We start from the raw sequence: 17152 nt of genomic DNA on the forward strand, positions 1-17152 counted from the left end.
GGGTAGTCCCGGCCGGACGGCGCCCGCCGTCGGCCGCCCCGCCACCCTCGGGGTGAGCGCCGTCACCTTGAGGAGGGGGTGGTTTTGCCGCGCGGGACCATATACGCAACACTGGTGTTGTGAAAACCGCCGGACCGCGTGTCAGCAGGCGCACCGCGCCCGCCGCGCCCGCTGTGCCCGCTGTGCCTACGGCCGTGGCCCCCGCCACGGCCGGCGGGACGGACGCGCACGCCTCCGGTGAGGGGCGCACGCGGCGGGCGGTCGCCCGGCTCCTGATGGAGCAGGGACCGGTCACGGCGGCCGCGGTCGCCGCCGAGCTGGAACTGTCCGCCGCGGCCGTCAGGCGGCACCTGGACGCGCTCATCGCGGACGGGGAGGCCGAGGTGTCCCCGATCGCCGCGCCGCGCCGCGGCAAGCGCGGGCGGGGCCGCCCGGCGCGGGCCTACGTGCTCACGGACGCGGGCCGGGCGCAGTTCGGCCACGGCTACGACGAGCTCGCCGTCGCGGCGCTGCGCTACCTCGCCGAGCACGGCGGGGACGGCGCGATCCGCGGGTTCGCGCGCGACCGGGTCGCCGGGCTGTTGGCCGGGCACGCGGAGCGGATCGCCGCCGCGGCCACCGCGGACGAGCGCGTCGACGTCCTGGCGGACGCACTGACCGCGAGTGGATACGCGGCGCAGGCCCGGGAGACCGGGCACGGCGTGCAGCTGTGCCAGCACCACTGCCCGGTCGTGCACGTCGCGGCCGAGTTCCCGGCCCTGTGCGAGGCCGAGACGCAGGCTTTCGCCGAGGTGCTGGGCACCCACGTGCAGCGCCTGGCCACCATCGCGCGCGGCGACGCCGCGTGCACCACGCACGTCCCGCTGGACGATCCCGAGGTCCTGCGGCACGAGAACGCAACCACCACAGTCCCGAGAGGGAGGCAGCCCGAATGACCACCGCTCCTGAGGAGACTCGACTCACCCAGGAGGAGACGCTCGCGACGCTCGGCCGCTACGACTTCGGCTGGGCCGACCCGGACGTCGCCGGCGCCTCCGCCCGGCGGGGCCTCTCCGCCGACGTCGTCGCCGACATCTCCGCCCTGAAGAACGAGCCCCAGTGGATGCTGGACTTCCGGCTCAAGGCCCTGGACCTCTTCGAGCGCAAGCCCATGCCGCGCTGGGGGGCGGACCTGTCGGGCATCGACTTCGACAACATCAAGTACTTCGTGCGGTCCACCGAGAAGCAGGCCACCAGCTGGGAGGAGCTGCCCGCGGACATCAAGAACACCTACGACAAGCTGGGCATCCCCGAGGCCGAGAAGGCCCGCCTGGTGGCCGGTGTCGCCGCGCAGTACGAGTCCGAGGTCGTCTACCACCAGATCCGCGAGGACCTGGAGGAGCAGGGCGTGATCTTCCTGGACACCGACACGGGGCTCAAGGAGCACCCCGAGCTGTTCCGCGAGTACTTCGGCTCGGTCATCCCGAGCGGCGACAACAAGTTCTCCGCGCTCAACTCGGCGGTCTGGTCGGGCGGGTCGTTCATCTACGTGCCGCCGGGCGTGCACGTCGACATCCCGCTGCAGGCCTACTTCCGGATCAACACCGAGAACATGGGCCAGTTCGAGCGCACGCTGATCATCGTCGACGAGGGCGCGTACGTGCACTACGTCGAGGGCTGCACCGCGCCGATCTACTCGTCGGACTCGTTGCATTCCGCGGTGGTCGAGATCATCGTGAAGAAGGGCGGGCGCTGCCGCTACACGACCATCCAGAACTGGTCGAACAACGTCTACAACCTGGTCACCAAGCGGGCCAAGGCCGAGGCGGGCGCCACCATGGAGTGGGTCGACGGCAACCTCGGCTCGAAGGTCACGATGAAGTACCCGGCCGTGCTGCTCATGGGCGAGCACGCCAAGGGCGAGGTGCTCTCGATCGCGTTCGCGGGCGAGGGCCAGCACCAGGACGCCGGGGCGAAGATGACCCATCTCGCGCCGCACACCTCCTCCACGATCATCTCGAAGTCGGTGGCCCGCGGCGGCGGTCGCACGTCGTACCGGGGGCTGGTGCGGGTGAACCCGCGGGCCCACCACAGCCGCTCCACGGTCAAGTGCGACGCGCTGCTCGTCGACACGATCAGCCGCTCCGACACCTACCCCTACGTCGACGTCCGCACCGACGACGTGCAGATGGGCCACGAGGCCACCGTCTCGAAGGTCAGCGAGGACCAGCTCTTCTACCTGATGAGCCGGGGTCTGACCGAGGACGAGGCCATGGCGATGGTCGTGCGTGGGTTCGTCGAGCCCATCGCGCGCGAGCTGCCCATGGAGTACGCGCTGGAGCTGAACCGGCTCATCGAGCTGCAGATGGAGGGCAGCGTTGGATAGCACGACGGGTCGGATGACGACCCTGCCGAACCAGACAGTTGCCGGGCTCGCGCCCGAGCTGGAGGGCGCGAAGAAGGGCCAGGGCCTCTCGCCCCTGGCCTCCGCGGGGGAGCGGTTCACCTCCTACGACGTCGAGGCCTTCGAGGTCCCCGGCGGCCGTGAGGAGCAGTGGCGGTTCACGCCGCTGAAGCGCCTGCACGGGCTGCACGACGGCAGGGCCTCGTTCGACGGCGCCGCCCACGTGGAGATCACCGCCGGAGCGGGCGCCACCGTCGAGCGGGTCGGGCGCGACGACGTCCGCATCGGCGAGGGCGGCACGCCGGCGGACCGCGTGGCGGCCGCGGCGTGGAGCGCCTTCGCCGACGCCACCCTCGTCACGCTGGAGGGCACCCCGGAGCCGGTGACGATCTCGGTCACGGGGCCGGGCGAGGGCGCGGTCGCCGCCGCGCACCTGCAGCTGCGCCTCACCCCGCACGCGCAGGCCACGGTCGTGGTCGAGCAGCGGGGATCGGGAACGCTCGCGGACAACCTCGAGGTCGTCCTCGGCGACGGCGCACAGCTGAACCTCGTCGTGACCGACGAGTGGGCCGACGACGCGGTGCACGTCGGCGCCCAGCACATCAGCATGGGCCGCGACGCGGTGCTGCGGCAGGTGTCCGTGGCGCTCGGCGGCGACCTCGTGCGGATCAGCCCGGTCGTGAACTACCGCGGGCCCGGCGGGGACGCCGAGCTGCTCGGCCTGGGCTACGCCGACGCCGGGCAGCACCTGGAGCAGCGGCTCCTGGTCGACCACTCGGTCCCGCACTGCCGGTCGAACGTCGTCTACAAGAACGCGCTGCAGGGCCTGACCGGCGTGCCGGACGCGCACACCGTCTGGATCGGCGACGTGCTCATCCGCGCGGCCGCGGAGAACACCAGCACGTTCGAGCTCAACCGCAACCTCGTGCTCACCGAGCACGCCCGCGCGGACTCGGTCCCGAACCTCGAGATCGAGACCGGCGAGATCGCAGGCGCCGGGCACGCGAGCGCCACGGGAAGGTTCGACGACGAGCAGCTGTTCTACCTCCAGAGCCGCGGCATCCCCGCCGACGTCGCGCGGCGTCTGGTCGTCCGCGGGTTCTTCGGCGAGATCCTGTCCAAGATCACCCTGCCGGAGCTGCGCGAGCGGCTGGAGGCGGCGATCGAGGACGAGCTGGCCCGCACCGGATCCTGACCCGCCCCGCCCGCACCCCCTGACCTCAGTACTGACCCCAGCGAAGAAGGCACCCACCACACCATGTCCACCCTGGAGATCAAGGACCTGCACGTCTCGGTGGCCGTCGAAGGCGGCGCCAAGGAGATCCTGAAGGGCGTCGACCTCACGATCCGGTCCGGCGAGACGCACGCGATCATGGGCCCGAACGGCTCCGGCAAGTCCACGCTCGCGTACGCCGTCGCGGGCCACCCGAAGTACGAGATCACCTCCGGCAGCGTCACGCTGGACGGCCAGGACGTCCTGGAGATGTCGGTCGACGAGCGCGCCCGCGCCGGCCTGTTCCTCGCGATGCAGTACCCGGTCGAGGTCCCCGGCGTGTCCACCGCCAACTTCCTGCGCTCCGCCGCCACCGCGATCCGGGGCGAGGCCCCGAAGCTGCGCCTGTGGGTCAAGGAGGTCAAGCAGGCGATGGACGACCTGGGCATCGGGTCGGACTTCGCCGAGCGCAACGTCAACGAGGGCTTCTCGGGCGGGGAGAAGAAGCGCCACGAGGTGCTGCAGCTCGCCCTGCTCCAGCCGAAGATCGCCATCCTGGACGAGACGGACTCCGGCCTCGACGTGGACGCGCTGCGCGTCGTCAGCGAGGGCGTGAACCGCTACCGCGCGTCGGGGGACGTGGGCGTGCTGCTCATCACCCACTACACGCGGATCCTGCAGCACATCACCCCGGACGTCGTGCACGTGTTCGCGGGCGGCCGGATCGTCGAGTCCGGCGGCCCCGAGCTGGCCGAGGAGCTGGAGCGCAGCGGGTACGAGCGGTTCACGGCCGTGACCGAGTCGGAGTCGGAGTCGGAGTCGGAGAAGGCGCTGGCATGAGCACATCCACTGTGTCCACCGTGTCCACGGCGTCCACCGTGCCCGCGGCGGACACGCTGGACGTCGACTCGATCCGGGCGGACTTCCCGATCCTCACGCGCACGGTGCGCGACGGCCGCCCGCTGGTCTACCTGGACTCCGGGGCCACCTCCCAGCGGCCCCGCCAGGTCCTCGACGCCGAGCGGGAGTTCCTGGAGCAGCACAACGCCGCGGTGCACCGCGGCGCGCACCAGCTCGCCGAGGAGGCCACGGACGCCTACGAGTCGGCCCGGGCGCGCATCGCCGCGTTCGTGGGTGCGGACCCGGGCGAGGTGGTGTTCACGAAGAACGCCACCGAGGGCGTCAACCTGGTGGCGTACGCCTTCGGCAATGCGAGCATCCGCACGGGGCTGGGCCCGGAGTCCGAGCGGTTCGTGCTCGGCCCTGGCGACGAGATCGTCGTCACCGAGCTGGAGCACCACGCGAACCTCGTGCCCTGGCAGGAGCTGTGCCGGCGCACCGGGGCGACCCTGCGGTGGTATCCGGTGACCGACGACGGCCGCCTCGATCTCGACGCGCTGGAGCTGTCGCCGCGCACGCGGATCGTGGCCTTCGCCCACCAGTCGAACGTGCTGGGCACGATCACACCCGTGGCGGAGATCGTGCGCCGGGCCAAGGACGTGGGGGCGCTCACGCTGCTCGACGCCTGCCAGTCCGTGCCGCACATGCCGGTCAACTTCACGGCCCTCGGCGTGGACTTCGCGGTGTTCTCCGGGCACAAGATGCTCGGCCCGTCCGGCATCGGGATCCTGTACGGGCGCAGCGAGCTGCTCGCCGCGATGCCGCCGTTCCTCACCGGCGGCTCGATGATCGAGCTGGTGCGGATGGAGGGGTCGACCTACGCGCCGCCGCCGCAGCGGTTCGAGGCCGGGGTGCCGATGACGTCGCAGGCCGTGGGCCTCGCGGCGGCGGTGGACTACCTGAACGGGATCGGGATGGAGAACGTCCACGCGCACGAGGCGGTGCTCACCGCGTACGCGATCGAGCAGCTGGAGACGATCCCGGGCGTGCGGATCATCGGCCCGCGCACCATGCAGGAGCGTGGGGGGGCGGTCTCGTTCCTGGTGGACGGGATCCACGCCCACGACGTCGGTCAGGTGCTGGACGACCGGGGCGTGGCCGTGCGGGTGGGCCACCACTGTGCATGGCCGCTGCACCGCCGGTTCGGCGTGGCCGCCACGGTGCGGGCGTCGTTCCACGTCTACAACACGGCCGCCGAGGTGGACGCCCTGGTGGCGGCCGTGCACGCGGCCCGCGCCTTCTTCGGGGTCGGTGGGTGATGCAGCTCCAGCAGATGTACCAGGAGATCATCCTGGACCACTACCGCTCGCCCCATGGGGCGGGCCTGCGCGAGCCGTACGATGCCGAGTCGTTCCAGATCAACCCCACCTGCGGCGACGAGATCCGGCTGCGGGTCCGGCTGGACTCCTCGGACGGCACCGCGCGGGTCGCCGAGGTGAGCCACGAGGCGCTCGGCTGCTCGATCAGCCAGGCCGCCGCGTCGGTGCTGGTCGATCTCGTGCAGGGCCGGTCGATCGAGGAGTCGATGCGGATCCTGGAGGCGTTCCAGGAGATGGCGCAGGGGCGCGGCAAGGTCGAACCGGACGAGGATGTGCTCGGCGACGGGATCGCGTTCGCCGGTGTCGCGAAGTACCCGGCCCGCGTGAAGTGCGCCCTGATCAGCTGGATGGCCTTCAAGGACGCCGTGGCCCGCGGTCATGAGAGCAACGGTCATGGGCGCAACGGCCACGAGGGGAACGGAGCAGTGTGATGAGCGGATCCGACTGGGACAACTCGCACCTGGAGGACCTCGTCCGCGGCGCCGCGGGGATGCCGGAGCCGCCGCAGCGGCGGGAGGACGAGCCGTCGATCGACGACCTGGAGGAGGCGATGCGTGACGTCGTCGACCCGGAACTCGGCATCAACGTGGTCGACCTCGGGTTGGTGTACGGCATCCAGGCCGAGAGCGGCGTCGCCACGATCGACATGACGCTCACGTCGGCTGCCTGCCCCCTCACGGACGTCATCGAGGACCAGACGCGGGCGGCGCTGTGCGGCGGCCCGGACGGCGGACTCGTCGAGGACGTGCGGATCAACTGGGTGTGGATGCCGCCGTGGGGGCCGGAGAAGATCACCGAGGACGGCCGCGAGCAGCTGCGCGCCCTCGGGTTCCGGGTCTGATTCCCGAGGGCTGCCGTGGCGCGGGGTCGCGATCCCGGCTCGTAACACCGGGGCCCCGCGCACCGAGCCCCCTCCGTGACCACCAGCGACTGGCTGTTCCTCACCGGGCTCGCCCTCGGCGTGTTCTTCGCGGCCCTCACCGTCTGGGCACAGGCGCAGGGTCCGAAGGGCCTCCGCGAGGTGAGCTGGAAGATCCCGACGGGGTTCGTGGTGTTCGGGGCGGCCTTCGGCTCGCTGGCGTACCTGATCGACTCGGGCGTCGCGGAGAAGACGCTGTTCGAGATCGACGCGCCGGGCGGTGTCGGCGTCCAGGAGTTCCGGGTCGCCGTCGAGCATCCCGGCGTGGAGCACTCCCTCCTCGTCGCCCCCGGGCTCGACGGGGACGCCGAAGCGCCGGTCGAGATCGCCGCCTTCGTCGCCTCCGGGAACACCCCGCTGGTCTCCGAGCGCCTCGACCTGGCCGTGGACTGCTCCGGACGCTCGGTGTACTGCGGCTGGGAGAGCTGGACCGGCCGGTTCACGCCCGGCCCGGGCACGCTCGTCGTGCGCGTCGAGGTGCGCTCCCCGGGGATCGAGACGCTCCACCTGCGCGTGGAGGACCCCGAGAAGACCGACGGGGTGCGCGCGCCGGGCTACTGACCGCGGCCCCCGTCCCGGGTCAGGTGGTGTGCACGATCAGCACGTCGATACCGGCGCGGCGCGCGACCTCCGACGGCACCGAACCGAGGATCCGCCCGCTCAGGGTGTTGAGGCCGCGGTTGCCGACGACGATCAGGTCCGCGCCTGCCGCCCGGGCGGCCCGGCGCAGCACGTCGACCGGCGGGCCGTCCTCGGCGACCCTCCTGATCTTCCGCGCACCGGCGGCCGCGGCGCGGTCCTCGGCGGCGCGCAGCGTCTCGTCGGCGGGGGTCGAGCCGTGGACGAGGAACGCCTCGCCCTTGAGCACGTCGTCGGCCTCCGCCGTGTCCTCGCGGCTCGCGGGGGTGTAGGCGCAGACGATGACGAGCTCGGCCTCGCTGTCCGCGGCGACGGCCGCGGCGCGGTCCACGGCGGCGAACGAGGTCGCGGAGCCGTCCGTGCCGACGACGATGCAGCGGTAGGCGCTCATGGGTCCCTCCCGGTGTCCGGGCGCCCGCCGGCCTTCGCCCGCGAACGACGGCCCGGCGGCGCCCGGGATCGACGCTACTGCGGGTAGCGTCCCGGTCGCTGCCGGCGACACCCCTGATTCACCTGGTCGGGACCGATCAGCAGGCCTGTTCCTCGGTGTTGCGGCCCAGAGCGGGGCGCAGCGCCGGGCCGACGAGCCGCGCGCGCAGGCGCCAGCCGCTGCGCGCGTAGAGCGCAGCCATCGCGGCGGCGTGCCCGGCGAGGTCCGCGCGGCGGGTGAGATAGGCCCACCGGTGATGCTCGGGGAGGTCGAAGAACACCGCGAAGAAGGCCGGTACCTCCGGCGGCGGCATCCGCAGCATCGCCTCCAGCCCGATCGTGCGCAGCCGGTGCACGGCGCGGGCCGCCGGCGGCCACAGGAGACGGTGGACGGCCGCGCGGGCCGCGTCGGGGGCGGCGGGCAGGTGCGCGGCGAGCGCGTCCGCGACCGCCGGGGCCAGGCGCAGCGCGTCGGCGAGGCTGAACCCCGTCGCGGGGTGCACCAGCGGGGCGGCGGCCCCGAACGCCGTCCCCGGATGCGGGGGCTGGTCGACCGGGAAGTGCACGCGGTCGGGGACGGCGTGCCCCGGCGGGCGGACGTCGTGGTGCTCCAGACGGGCCAGCAGCCTGCGGCGCAGCACCGGCAGGGGCAGCCCCGGGCGGCGGGCGAGCGACGTCTCCTCCAGGAGCACCCGGCCCGCGCCGAGGGGGATGCCGTAGAGGAAGGTGGGCCATCCGCGCTCGCCGTGGTCGGGTCGCCAGTCCATGAACAGCGCCTCGTCGGGACGCACCAGCGGGGCGGCCCGTTCCTCGTCCAGCACCAGGCCGAAGGCCGTCTGCTCCGCGGGCAGCCTGCCCGGGCGTCCGGGGCGCCCCGCGAGCGGCCGCCAGCGGCCGCCGGCGTCCACGACGACCGCGGCGCGCAGGACGGTGCCGTCGTCGAGTGCCACCGCATCGTCGGCGGCCCGCGCCACCCGCCCCGCGACGACCTGGACGCCGCCCGCATCCAGGGCGGCGTCGAGGTGGGCGCGGAACGCGCCGACGTCCAGGGCGGCGTAGTCCCAGCCCAGGTCGTGCGTGGTGGTCGTGATCGCGCGGCCCTTGGCGCGGGCGGCCACGACGTGCGGCGGGAGATCGGCGGGGAGGTCCGCGGCCCACATCCCGTAGATCGCCCGCCACGGCCGGGTCGGGCGGGGATCGACAAGGGTCGTACACAGGCCCCGCGCGGCGACGGCCGCGGCGAGCGCCCGCCCGGCGGGCCCGCCGCCCACCACCAGCACGTCGGCCACGGCGCAGTTCTACCCCTTGACCCGGGCGACCGGGGGGACTACGACGGGACGCCGGGCAGGACGAGACCAGGAGGCCACAGGTGGGCGGGCGAGTGGTGCACTTCGAGATCCCCTTCGACGACGGCGACCGGGCGCGCGGCTTCTACCGCGACGCGCTCGGCTGGGAGGTCTCGGTGATGCCGGAGATGGACTACACGATGGCCATGACCGGCCCGACCGGCGCCGAGGGGATGCCGAAGGAGCCGGGCTTCATCAACGGCGGCATGTTCCGGCGCGTGGAGGGTCCGCTGCGTGGCCCGGTGCTCGTCGTCGACGTCGAGGCGATCGACCCGGCGCTCGCCCGGATCGAGGAGCTGGGCGGAGCGACGGTGCTCGCCCGCATGCCGGTCGGGCAGATGGGGTTCGTCGCCTACTTCAGCGACCCCGAGGGCAACGTCCTCGGCCTGTGGGAGACCGCAGCGGGCTGATCCGTCGCGCCCGGTTCTAGGCTGGGCGGATGGCTGACCGGACGGCCGCCGACGAGGTCCAGAAGGCGGGGGAGACCTTCGGCCCCTACCGTCTGCAGGCCCTGCTCGGCCGCGGCGGCATGGGCGAGGTGCACCGGGCCTTCGACGGTACGCACCAGCGGGTCGTCGCCCTCAAGCTGCTGCCGGGGCACCTGTCCGCCGATCCCGACTTCCGCGCCCGTTTCCGGCGCGAGGCCGAGATCGCGGCCACGCTGCGCGATCCGCACGTCATCCCCATCCACCGCTTCGGCGAGATCGACGGCAGGCTTTTCCTCGACATGCGGCTGGTCGACGGCGAGGACCTCGGCAGCGTCGTCGCCCGCGGGCCGCTGCCGCCGCAGCGGGCGGTGGCGATCGTCGAGCAGGTGGCGTCCGCGCTGGACGCCGCGCACGCGGACGGGCTGGTCCACCGCGACGTGAAGCCCTCGAACGTCCTGCTCACCGGGCGCGACTTCGCCTACCTCGTCGACTTCGGCGTCGCGCGGGCCGTGGACGGCGCGGGATCCTCGCTCACCGGCACCGGCGCGACGGTGGGCACGCTGGACTACATGGCCCCGGAGCGGTTCGCCGGTGGCGCCGTGGACCGTCGGGTGGACGTGTACGCGCTGGCCTGCGTGCTACACGAGCTGCTCACCGGGCGGCGCCCCTACCGCGCCACGGAGCCGGCGGCCCTGCTGCACGCCCACATGAACGCGCCGCCGCCCGCGCCGTCGGCGGCGCATTCCGCGCTCGCCGCCTTCGACGCGGTGATCGCCCGCGGGATGGCGAAGGACCCGGCCCGGCGCTACCCGAGCGCGGGCGAGCTCGCCGCAGCGGCCGCCCGGGCGCTCGCCGTCGCGCCCGCACCGCCGACGGTCCACGTGCCACCACCGGGACCACCGCCGGGAGCGCCGCCACCACCGCCACTGCCACCACCACCCGCGCCGCGCCGCCCGTCCCGCGCACCCGCGGCGTGGCTGCTCGCGGCCGTCGTGGTGGCCGTGCTGCTCGTGGGCGGGCTCGTCGCGCTCACCCAGCAGCGCGGGAACCCGCCCGCCCCGGCCGATCCGGGGACGTCCGGCCGGATCGGATCCGGGCTCGCCGCGCTGGAGTCCGTCGAGCCGGTGGTGCTGCCCGCGCCGCCCTTCGACACCGCGCCGCCGTCCGCGCCCGCCACGCCGTCCGGGCCGGAGCCGGCGCTGCTCTCGAGCGCGAAGAACGGCATCACCGACACCGAGGAGTGGTTTCGCCGCCACGGCGTCACGATCCCGCGCGTGCCGGCCGAGCAGGCGGCAGGTGCGGGGGACGCGGACGTCCCCCGCACCTACCGCGGGCACGACCTCGTCGAGGTGATCACCCAGCCCGAGGCCGTCTTCCTGCTCTACGGCGATGCGCCCGCGCCCGGCGGCGACCCGGGTGCCGCACCCGCGGCGGGCCCGACACCGACGGTGCTCGTCGCGCTGGACCCGGCCACCCGCGCCCCCCGCTACGCCCTGGACCTGCGCGCCTACGCCCGCGCGCCCCGGGCGCTGCCCGGCGACGAGGAGTTCGTCGACCAGCAGATCCGCTGGGCCCGCCAGGTGGGGGACGTGCTCTACGTGTCCCACGGCCACTGGACCTACGCGAGGTCGTCGTACGGGGCGAACGCCTACGTCACCGCGATCCGGGTGCCGGCGGGCGAGGTGCTGTGGCACAGCGCGCCACTGGTGTCGAACGCGCTCACCTTCGAGGTCCTGGACGACCACCTCGTCACCGGCTACGGCTTCACCGCCGAGCCGGACGCGCTGTACGTGCTGGACCGCGGCAGCGGTGCGGTCACCCGCAGCGTCGCGCTCGCGTCCGGCCCCGAGTACATCGTGCGCCAGGGCGACCGCCTGCTCGTGCGCTGCTACAGCGACGACTACGTCTTCGGGCTCGGCTAGTGCGGGTGCGCGCGGCGGCGGGCGGCGGGCGGGTCGTCGAGGTGGCGCCGCAGCGGCTGGCCGGCTGGGTCGAGCGGTTCACCGAACGCCATGGCGGCCCGGCGGCCACCCGCAGCGCGCCGGACCGGGTCGTCGTCGAGGCCGCGGATGGCGCGACCGCGACGCTCGCCGTGCCGTTCGGCGGGCTGCCCGCCGGTGCGGAGGGCCTGGCGGGCCTGCTCGCCCACCTCGCCGCGGACCGGCGGATCGGGCTGGTCCTGGTGCGGCTCGGCGGCTACAGCGTCGGGGTGGCCCGGGCCGGGGTCGTCGAGGTGTCGGCGACCGGTGCGCGGCCCGTCCACGGGCGCAACCGCAAGGGCGGCTCGTCGTCGGGGCGGTTCGCGCGCCGGCGGGAGAACCAGGCGCGGGTGGCGATCGACGCGGCCGCGGAGACCGTCGCGCGCGTGCTGCTGCCGCAGCGGCTGGACGCCGTCGTGCTCGGCGGGGACGCGGCGGCGCTGGACGCGCTGCGGGCGGACCGCAGGCTCGCCCCGCTGCTCGCGCGCGCCGAGCCGCGGGTGCTGGACGTGCCCGAGCCGCGCCGGGCCGTGCTGGACGAGGCGGCGCGCCGCGCGCTCGCCGTGGAGGTGACCGTCCGTGAGCCCTGACGTGGGGGATCGCCGGCCCGGATCGGTCCGCGGCACGGCACCGGGCCCCGACGACCGGGACGCACCCCGGCACGTCTCGACCGGCACGCTTCCGGATCCCGACCGGGTCGGCCGGCTGCTGGCCGACGCGCACGCCCGCTTCGGCACGCTGGACGACGGGACGGTCTCCACCGTCTACCCCGCGCTCGCCACCGCCCGGCCGGAGCTGTTCGGGCTCGCCGTCGCTGCCGTCACCGGACGGGTCCTCACGGTGGGCGACGCCGGCGTCCCGTTCACGATGATGAGCGTGGCCAAGCCGTTCGTGTTCGCGCTCGCGTGCGCCGCCGTCGGGGTGGAGCAGGCGCGCCGCCGGACCGGGGTCAACGCGACCGGGTTGCCGTTCGACTCGTTCGCCGCGATCGAGCGCAGCCCGGACGGGCGGACGAACCCGATGGTCAACGCGGGCGCTCTCGTGACGTGCGCGCTCCTGCCCGGCAGGTCGCTCGAGCAGCGCTGGGAGCACCTGCGCGCCGGACTGTCCCGGTTCGCGGGCCGCGAGCTGGCGCTGGATGCGGACGTCCATCGGTGCGTGGCGCGGACCAACCACCGCAACCGCGGGCTGGCCCGGCTGCTGCGCGCCGTCGGGACCGTCACCGAGGACCCGGACGAGCTCGTCGAGCTCTACACCCGCCAGAGCTGCCTCGCGGTCACCGCAACGGACCTCGCCCTCATGGGCGCCACGCTCGCCGACGCCGGCGTGCAGCCCGCCACCGGCGAGCGGGTCGTCGACCCGGGGGTGTGCCGGGCGGTCCTCGTGGTGATGACCACCGCCGGGCTCTACGAGACCTCCGGGGACTGGCTCTACGACATCGGGTTGCCCGGCAAGAGCGGCATCGGCGGCGGCATCGTCGCCGTCGCCCCCGGCAAGGGCGCGCTCGGCACGTTCTCGCCGCCCCTGGACACCGCGGGCAACAGCGTGCGCGGGCAGCGCGCCGCCGCGTACCTGTCGCGGGCGCTCGGCCTGGACCTGTTCGCGTCGGCGCCCGCCCCGGTCGTGGCACCGTGAGGCGTGCCCAGCTGCGGGAGCTCGCCCGTACCGCGACCCGGGTGCTCGTCGCGGACCAGCTCGTGGACCGGGCCGCCGCGCTCACCTACTTCGGCCTGCTCGCGATCGTGCCGGGGACGGTGGTGCTCGTCGCGCTCGGCGGGTTCTTCGCGCGCTCGGAGGGCGTCCAGCAGGTGATCCTCCGGGCATCGGCCGCGGTGCTGCCGGAGCCCCTTGAGGGGATCGGTCCCGCCCTGGTCGACGCGATCGACGGCGAGTCCCGCGCCGGGACGGCCGCGATCATCGGCCTCGTCGTCAGCGTCTGGGCGGTGTCGGGCTACGTGGCGGCGTTCCAGCGGGCCACCGCCGCGATCCGGGACGTCCCCGAGGACCGCGCCCCGTGGATGGCGAAGCTCGCACGGCTCCCGCTCACGCTCCTGCTCCTCGCGCTGCTGTCCGTGATCACGCTGATGCTGGTGGTCGGGGGTCCCCTGGTCGCGACGATCGAGCGGGTTCTCGGCCTGCCGCCGGTCGCCGCGGCGCTCTGGACCTACCTGCGCTGGCCGCTGCTGTTCGTCGTGCTGAACGTGTTCTTCTCGCTGCTGCAGCGGGGTCTGCCGCGCTCGCTGCGCCACGTCCGGACGCGCGGGACGTGGCTGAGCCTCGGCAGCGTCGTGGCCGTCACGATCTGGATGACGGCCTCGGCCGCGTTCTCCCTGTACGTGACGACGTTCGCCAGCGACCACGGCGGCTACGGCGCTTTCGGCACCCTCGCGCTCTTCCTCGGCTGGATGTGGATGGGCAGCTTCGCGATGCTCGTCGGGGTGGAGGTCGACGTCCGGATCGTCGAGGCGAGCCGGCTGCGCGGGGTGCTGCGGCGGGCCTCGGGCGCGGGGGACGGCCGTCCGGAGGACATGGCTCGGGATCACCCCGTGGACGAGGGTCACGATCCCGCCGCCGACCATCTCGCCTACGACCATCCTGCGGCCGACAACCGTCCAGCCGGCGATCACCCTGCAGCCGATCACCCTGCAGCCGAGGACGCCGCAGCCGAGGACCAGCCCGCGACCGTCGAGAAGGGCGGGTAGCGCGCGCTTCGCAGCGGCTGGTGGTCGGCTTCGCAGGGCTTGGATGTGCTTCGCAGGGGTTGGATGTGCTTCGCAGGGGTTGGGGCCTGCCTCGCAGAGGTCGGGTGCGGTTCGCAGAGGCTGCAGCGTCTGCGAGGCGTGCCGGGGGTCTGCGCGGGTTCCGTCGGGCCTGCCTCGGTGGCTCGGGCCCGCTTCGCAGGGCTTGGGAGCGCTTCGCAGGGGTCGGGGGTCCGCCTCGCAGAGGCTGGGTGCGGTTCGCAGGGGCTGCGGCGTCTGCGAGGGGTGCCGGGGGTCTGCGAGGCCGGGTCGGGGGCGGGCTGCACAGGGGTCACGTCCGGTTGGCCGGATCGGGCGCCGGCTTCGCAGGGTGCGCGTGCGCTTCGCAGGGGTGGCCGCCGGCGTCGCAGGGTGCGCCGCGATCAGGACGCGGGCCTGCCGAACCCTCGCGAGGCCTCCAGGATCGCCGCCGCGCTCTCCGGTGTGAGGCCCTCGGGCTGCAGCAGCATGGCCCACGCGTCGACCACCTCGCCCGTGTAGCGGTGCCCGTGGCCCTCCGGGACGCCGACGGCGGGCGGCATGTCCAGGGTGACCTGCCAGAACGTCACGACCGGGATCCACACCATCGCGTCGAGGACGTCGCGGCCCGCAGGCTCGGCGAGCCAGTCCGGGCGGGAGAGCAGCAGCGACGGGCTCCAGAACGTGATCGGGTCCGACGGGTGCTGCAGGTAGAGCACCCGCGTTCCGGTCCAGGCGACATCGCGCGGCGGTGCCCCGGTGGCGATCTCCGTGGCGAACCGGACCGTCCGCCCGCCCCGGTGGACCGGCTCGATCGCGGGGCTCCCGGGGTCGCGCTCCTCGGTGAACCGCTGATGCAGGGTGGCGAACGCCGGAGCGCCGACGAACAGCGCCCCCGACGTGCGGTTGCGCAGATCGGCCTCGCCGCTGAACGCCCCCTCCATGCCGAACGCGCCGAGGCTCTCGCCGAACACGTACAGGCGCGGCCGTTGCCCCTCCGGCAGCGCGCTCCACCGCTCGTAGACGGCGTCGAAGAGCTCGCGACCCGCATCGCGGGCCCGCACCTGGTCGACGAGGAAGGAGAACCCGGAGGGCAGGTAGGAGTACTGCATCGAGACGATGGCGGAGTCGCCGTCGGCGAGGGTCTCGTAGGCGGCCATCGAGCCGGGTTCGAGCCAGCCCGTGCCGGTGGTGGTGGCCACGAGGAGGTTGGCGCGCGCGAAGCCGCCCGCCCGTTCGAGGTCGGCGACGGCGGTGCGGGCGCGTTCCTCGGTGGTGGGCGCGGTGGACAGGCCGGCGTAGATGCGGACGGGTTCGAGCGCGGGACGGGCGCGGAGCGCGCTGATCTCGGCGGCCGTCGGGCCGTCGGTGACGAACGCGCGACCCTGTCTGCCGAGCGTCTCCCAGGGGGCGAGCGAGCCGGGCCCACCGGAGCGCAACGGGCTCGCCGGGGGGCCGCCGTCCTCGGGCAGCAGCGCCTCGCCCGCGGCGAACGTCCGGTCCGCCGCGTTCAGCAAGCCGTCCACCAGCACGCCGTCGAGCAGGCCGACGACGGTGAGGGCGACGACGGCCCAGCCGAGCGTGCGGGCGGCGGCGCGGCCCATGCGTCTGCCCAGGAACTCCCCGAGCGCGCGACCCGCGCGCCCGACCCCGCGACCGATGAGCAGCAGCACCGCGAACACGACGACGGCGACCGGGACCGAGAGCAGGGCGGCCGGCAGCGGCTCGGGCGGCAGGCCGAGGAGCGCCCGCGCCGCCGTCTGCCAGTACCGGCCGAGCCCGGCGAAGACCAGCAGCGCGAGTCCGCCCGCGACGAGGAAGGCCCGCCAGGCGCCGGGCCGCGGCGCGCGCGGCCCGCGGTCGGCGAAGGCCCGCCAGATCGCTGCGGCGAGCACGCCGACGCCGTAGCCGATCCAGCCGGAGAGCCCCGCCACGACGCCCTGGATCAGCCCGTCGCGGGGGAGCAGGGACGGCGTGAGCGACAGGCACACCGCGATCACGACACCCCAGGCGCCGGGCAGCGTGAACCGCAGCTGACCCGCGGCGGCCCGGAGCAGCGCCGCCGCGGCGGCACGGGCCCGGTCTCCCGCCGAGGGTTGCGGAGCCACCCACTCCTCGGATGTGTCGCGGGTGGTCACGTCGGTCATCGGGGAACCCCTATCGGCGGCCGGTGGTCGCGGACACCGTAACCGCGGGCCCGGACCTCGCGATCAGCGCTCACCCGCCGCGGGGCGCGAGAACGCCGTGACGACGGCGTCGACCCCGGCGAAGATCAGGAAGATCCCGACGAGGTTGACCAGCAGCAGGACCTCGCGGCCCGGCGAGCCGATCGCCCACACGCCGATGAGCACCTCGAGGATGCCGATGATCAGCGCGAACCACCACATGTCCCCGCGGGTCACGAGCGAGCCGATGATCCGCACCAGCCCGTGGATGACGAACGACCAGGCGAGCAGGATCGCGAGGAAGAACAGCGTGGTTCCGGGCCAAACGAGGGCGAGGATGCCGGCGATGATCACCGCCGCCCCGGCCGCGTAGCCGAGCCACTTCCAGGCGCCCGACAAGGCCTGGGCCAGCACGATCTGGCCGATGCCCGCGGCGAACAGCGCGATCGCGGCGAGCACCGCGATGGAGGCGAGCGCGACCGGACGCAGGCTCAGCACGAGCAGGCCGTAGAACACGGTGAGCACGCCGAGGACGACGGCGGCGATCTGCATCCCCCGGCCCGCGTGCGTCCCGCTGGCGACGGACATGGCTCCTCCGTAAGGTTGTTGATGTTCGGGATGTGGTGTTCCGGACGCCCGCGACGGCAGGGTGTGGCTGATGGCTCCTTGCCGGTGGGTGGCTTCCGAGGAGTGGCCGCCCTGCCGTTCGGGACGC

General features: G+C 74.1%; 17 protein-coding genes. 13 read left to right on the top strand and 4 right to left on the bottom strand.

Going from position 1 to position 17152, the window contains the following annotated elements:
* The first annotated feature begins 194 nt into the window (after positions 1 to 194).
* From AB7J25_RS18100 to AB7J25_RS18135, 8 genes are all read left to right on the top strand, one after another.
* Positions 195 to 935 (top strand): helix-turn-helix transcriptional regulator, encoded by a 741-nt coding sequence (locus AB7J25_RS18100; RefSeq protein WP_428510537.1) that lies wholly within the window; start codon positions 195 to 197, stop codon positions 933 to 935.
* The gene (gene sufB / locus AB7J25_RS18105; protein ID WP_428510539.1) at positions 932 to 2365 is read left to right on the top strand and encodes a Fe-S cluster assembly protein SufB; all 1434 of its coding nucleotides are present in this window, start codon (positions 932 to 934) and stop codon (positions 2363 to 2365) included. The genes AB7J25_RS18100 and sufB overlap by 4 nt, the downstream gene beginning before the upstream one ends.
* Positions 2366 to 2378: 13 nt before the next feature.
* The gene (gene sufD / locus AB7J25_RS18110; RefSeq protein WP_428510541.1) at positions 2379 to 3578 is read left to right on the top strand and encodes a Fe-S cluster assembly protein SufD; all 1200 of its coding nucleotides are present in this window, start codon (positions 2379 to 2381) and stop codon (positions 3576 to 3578) included.
* Between the two features lie 63 nt (positions 3579 to 3641).
* A complete protein-coding gene (gene sufC, locus AB7J25_RS18115; protein ID WP_428510543.1) occupies positions 3642 to 4436 on the top strand; it encodes a Fe-S cluster assembly ATPase SufC in 795 nt (264 codons plus the stop codon).
* Entirely contained in the window at positions 4433 to 5755 is a 1323-nt protein-coding gene (locus AB7J25_RS18120; RefSeq protein ID WP_428510545.1) for a cysteine desulfurase, read from the top strand. Before sufC ends, AB7J25_RS18120 begins: the two co-directional genes overlap by 4 nt.
* A complete protein-coding gene (sufU, locus tag AB7J25_RS18125; RefSeq protein WP_428510572.1) occupies positions 5755 to 6246 on the top strand; it encodes a Fe-S cluster assembly sulfur transfer protein SufU in 492 nt (163 codons plus the stop codon). The genes AB7J25_RS18120 and sufU overlap by 1 nt, the downstream gene beginning before the upstream one ends.
* The gene (locus tag AB7J25_RS18130; protein WP_428510547.1) at positions 6246 to 6656 is read left to right on the top strand and encodes a metal-sulfur cluster assembly factor; all 411 of its coding nucleotides are present in this window, start codon (positions 6246 to 6248) and stop codon (positions 6654 to 6656) included. Before sufU ends, AB7J25_RS18130 begins: the two co-directional genes overlap by 1 nt.
* Positions 6657 to 6731: 75 nt before the next feature.
* Complete coding sequence (locus AB7J25_RS18135; protein ID WP_428510549.1) at positions 6732 to 7295, top strand: hypothetical protein; 564 nt, start codon at positions 6732 to 6734, stop codon at positions 7293 to 7295.
* Between the two features lie 19 nt (positions 7296 to 7314).
* Here the strand turns inward: AB7J25_RS18135 and AB7J25_RS18140 are convergent, their stop codons facing one another.
* The gene (locus AB7J25_RS18140) at positions 7315 to 7764 is read right to left on the bottom strand and encodes a universal stress protein (protein ID WP_428510551.1); all 450 of its coding nucleotides are present in this window, start codon (positions 7762 to 7764) and stop codon (positions 7315 to 7317) included.
* A gap of 136 nt (positions 7765 to 7900) precedes the next feature.
* On the bottom strand, positions 7901 to 9091 hold the full coding sequence (locus tag AB7J25_RS18145; protein ID WP_428510553.1) for a lycopene cyclase family protein: 1191 nt from the start codon (positions 9089 to 9091) through the stop codon (positions 7901 to 7903).
* Between the two features lie 80 nt (positions 9092 to 9171).
* On the opposite strand from AB7J25_RS18145, the gene AB7J25_RS18150 reads away from it, so the two are divergent.
* From AB7J25_RS18150 to AB7J25_RS18170, 5 genes are read left to right on the top strand one after another with little or no spacing between them, the layout of a single operon-like run.
* Positions 9172 to 9558, top strand: a complete 387-nt coding sequence (locus AB7J25_RS18150; protein WP_428510554.1) for a VOC family protein — start codon at positions 9172 to 9174, stop codon at positions 9556 to 9558.
* A 29-nt stretch (positions 9559 to 9587) separates the two neighbouring features.
* On the top strand, positions 9588 to 11498 hold the full coding sequence (locus AB7J25_RS18155) for a serine/threonine-protein kinase (RefSeq protein WP_428510556.1): 1911 nt from the start codon (positions 9588 to 9590) through the stop codon (positions 11496 to 11498).
* On the top strand, positions 11498 to 12145 hold the full coding sequence (locus AB7J25_RS18160) for an acVLRF1 family peptidyl-tRNA hydrolase (RefSeq protein WP_428510558.1): 648 nt from the start codon (positions 11498 to 11500) through the stop codon (positions 12143 to 12145). The genes AB7J25_RS18155 and AB7J25_RS18160 overlap by 1 nt, the downstream gene beginning before the upstream one ends.
* Entirely contained in the window at positions 12135 to 13190 is a 1056-nt protein-coding gene (gene glsA / locus AB7J25_RS18165; RefSeq protein WP_428510560.1) for a glutaminase A, read from the top strand. The genes AB7J25_RS18160 and glsA overlap by 11 nt, the downstream gene beginning before the upstream one ends.
* Complete coding sequence (locus AB7J25_RS18170; protein ID WP_428510562.1) at positions 13187 to 14257, top strand: YihY/virulence factor BrkB family protein; 1071 nt, start codon at positions 13187 to 13189, stop codon at positions 14255 to 14257. Before glsA ends, AB7J25_RS18170 begins: the two co-directional genes overlap by 4 nt.
* 419 nt (positions 14258 to 14676) lie before the next feature.
* Here the strand turns inward: AB7J25_RS18170 and AB7J25_RS18175 are convergent, their stop codons facing one another.
* A complete protein-coding gene (locus tag AB7J25_RS18175) occupies positions 14677 to 16419 on the bottom strand; it encodes an alpha/beta hydrolase (RefSeq protein ID WP_428510564.1) in 1743 nt (580 codons plus the stop codon).
* Between the two features lie 63 nt (positions 16420 to 16482).
* Complete coding sequence (locus AB7J25_RS18180) at positions 16483 to 17025, bottom strand: HdeD family acid-resistance protein (RefSeq protein WP_428510566.1); 543 nt, start codon at positions 17023 to 17025, stop codon at positions 16483 to 16485.
* Positions 17026 to 17152 lie beyond the last annotated feature (127 nt).

The organism is Pseudonocardia sp., from assembly GCF_050246655.1.
Taxonomy (GTDB): Bacteria; Actinomycetota; Actinomycetes; order Mycobacteriales; family Pseudonocardiaceae; genus Pseudonocardia.

Coding starts and splice junctions, on each gene's coding strand:
- sufU (WP_428510572.1), top strand. CDS start 5,755: ATGCAGCTCCAGCAGATGTACCAGGAGATCATCCTGGACCACTACCGC.
- AB7J25_RS18130 (WP_428510547.1), top strand. CDS start 6,246: ATGAGCGGATCCGACTGGGACAACTCGCACCTGGAGGACCTCGTCCGC.
- sufB (WP_428510539.1), top strand. CDS start 932: ATGACCACCGCTCCTGAGGAGACTCGACTCACCCAGGAGGAGACGCTC.
- AB7J25_RS18120 (WP_428510545.1), top strand. CDS start 4,433: ATGAGCACATCCACTGTGTCCACCGTGTCCACGGCGTCCACCGTGCCC.
- AB7J25_RS18155 (WP_428510556.1), top strand. CDS start 9,588: ATGGCTGACCGGACGGCCGCCGACGAGGTCCAGAAGGCGGGGGAGACC.
- AB7J25_RS18180 (WP_428510566.1), bottom strand. CDS start 17,025: ATGTCCGTCGCCAGCGGGACGCACGCGGGCCGGGGGATGCAGATCGCC.
- sufD (WP_428510541.1), top strand. CDS start 2,379: ATGACGACCCTGCCGAACCAGACAGTTGCCGGGCTCGCGCCCGAGCTG.
- AB7J25_RS18140 (WP_428510551.1), bottom strand. CDS start 7,764: ATGAGCGCCTACCGCTGCATCGTCGTCGGCACGGACGGCTCCGCGACC.
- sufC (WP_428510543.1), top strand. CDS start 3,642: ATGTCCACCCTGGAGATCAAGGACCTGCACGTCTCGGTGGCCGTCGAA.
- AB7J25_RS18175 (WP_428510564.1), bottom strand. CDS start 16,419: ATGACCGACGTGACCACCCGCGACACATCCGAGGAGTGGGTGGCTCCG.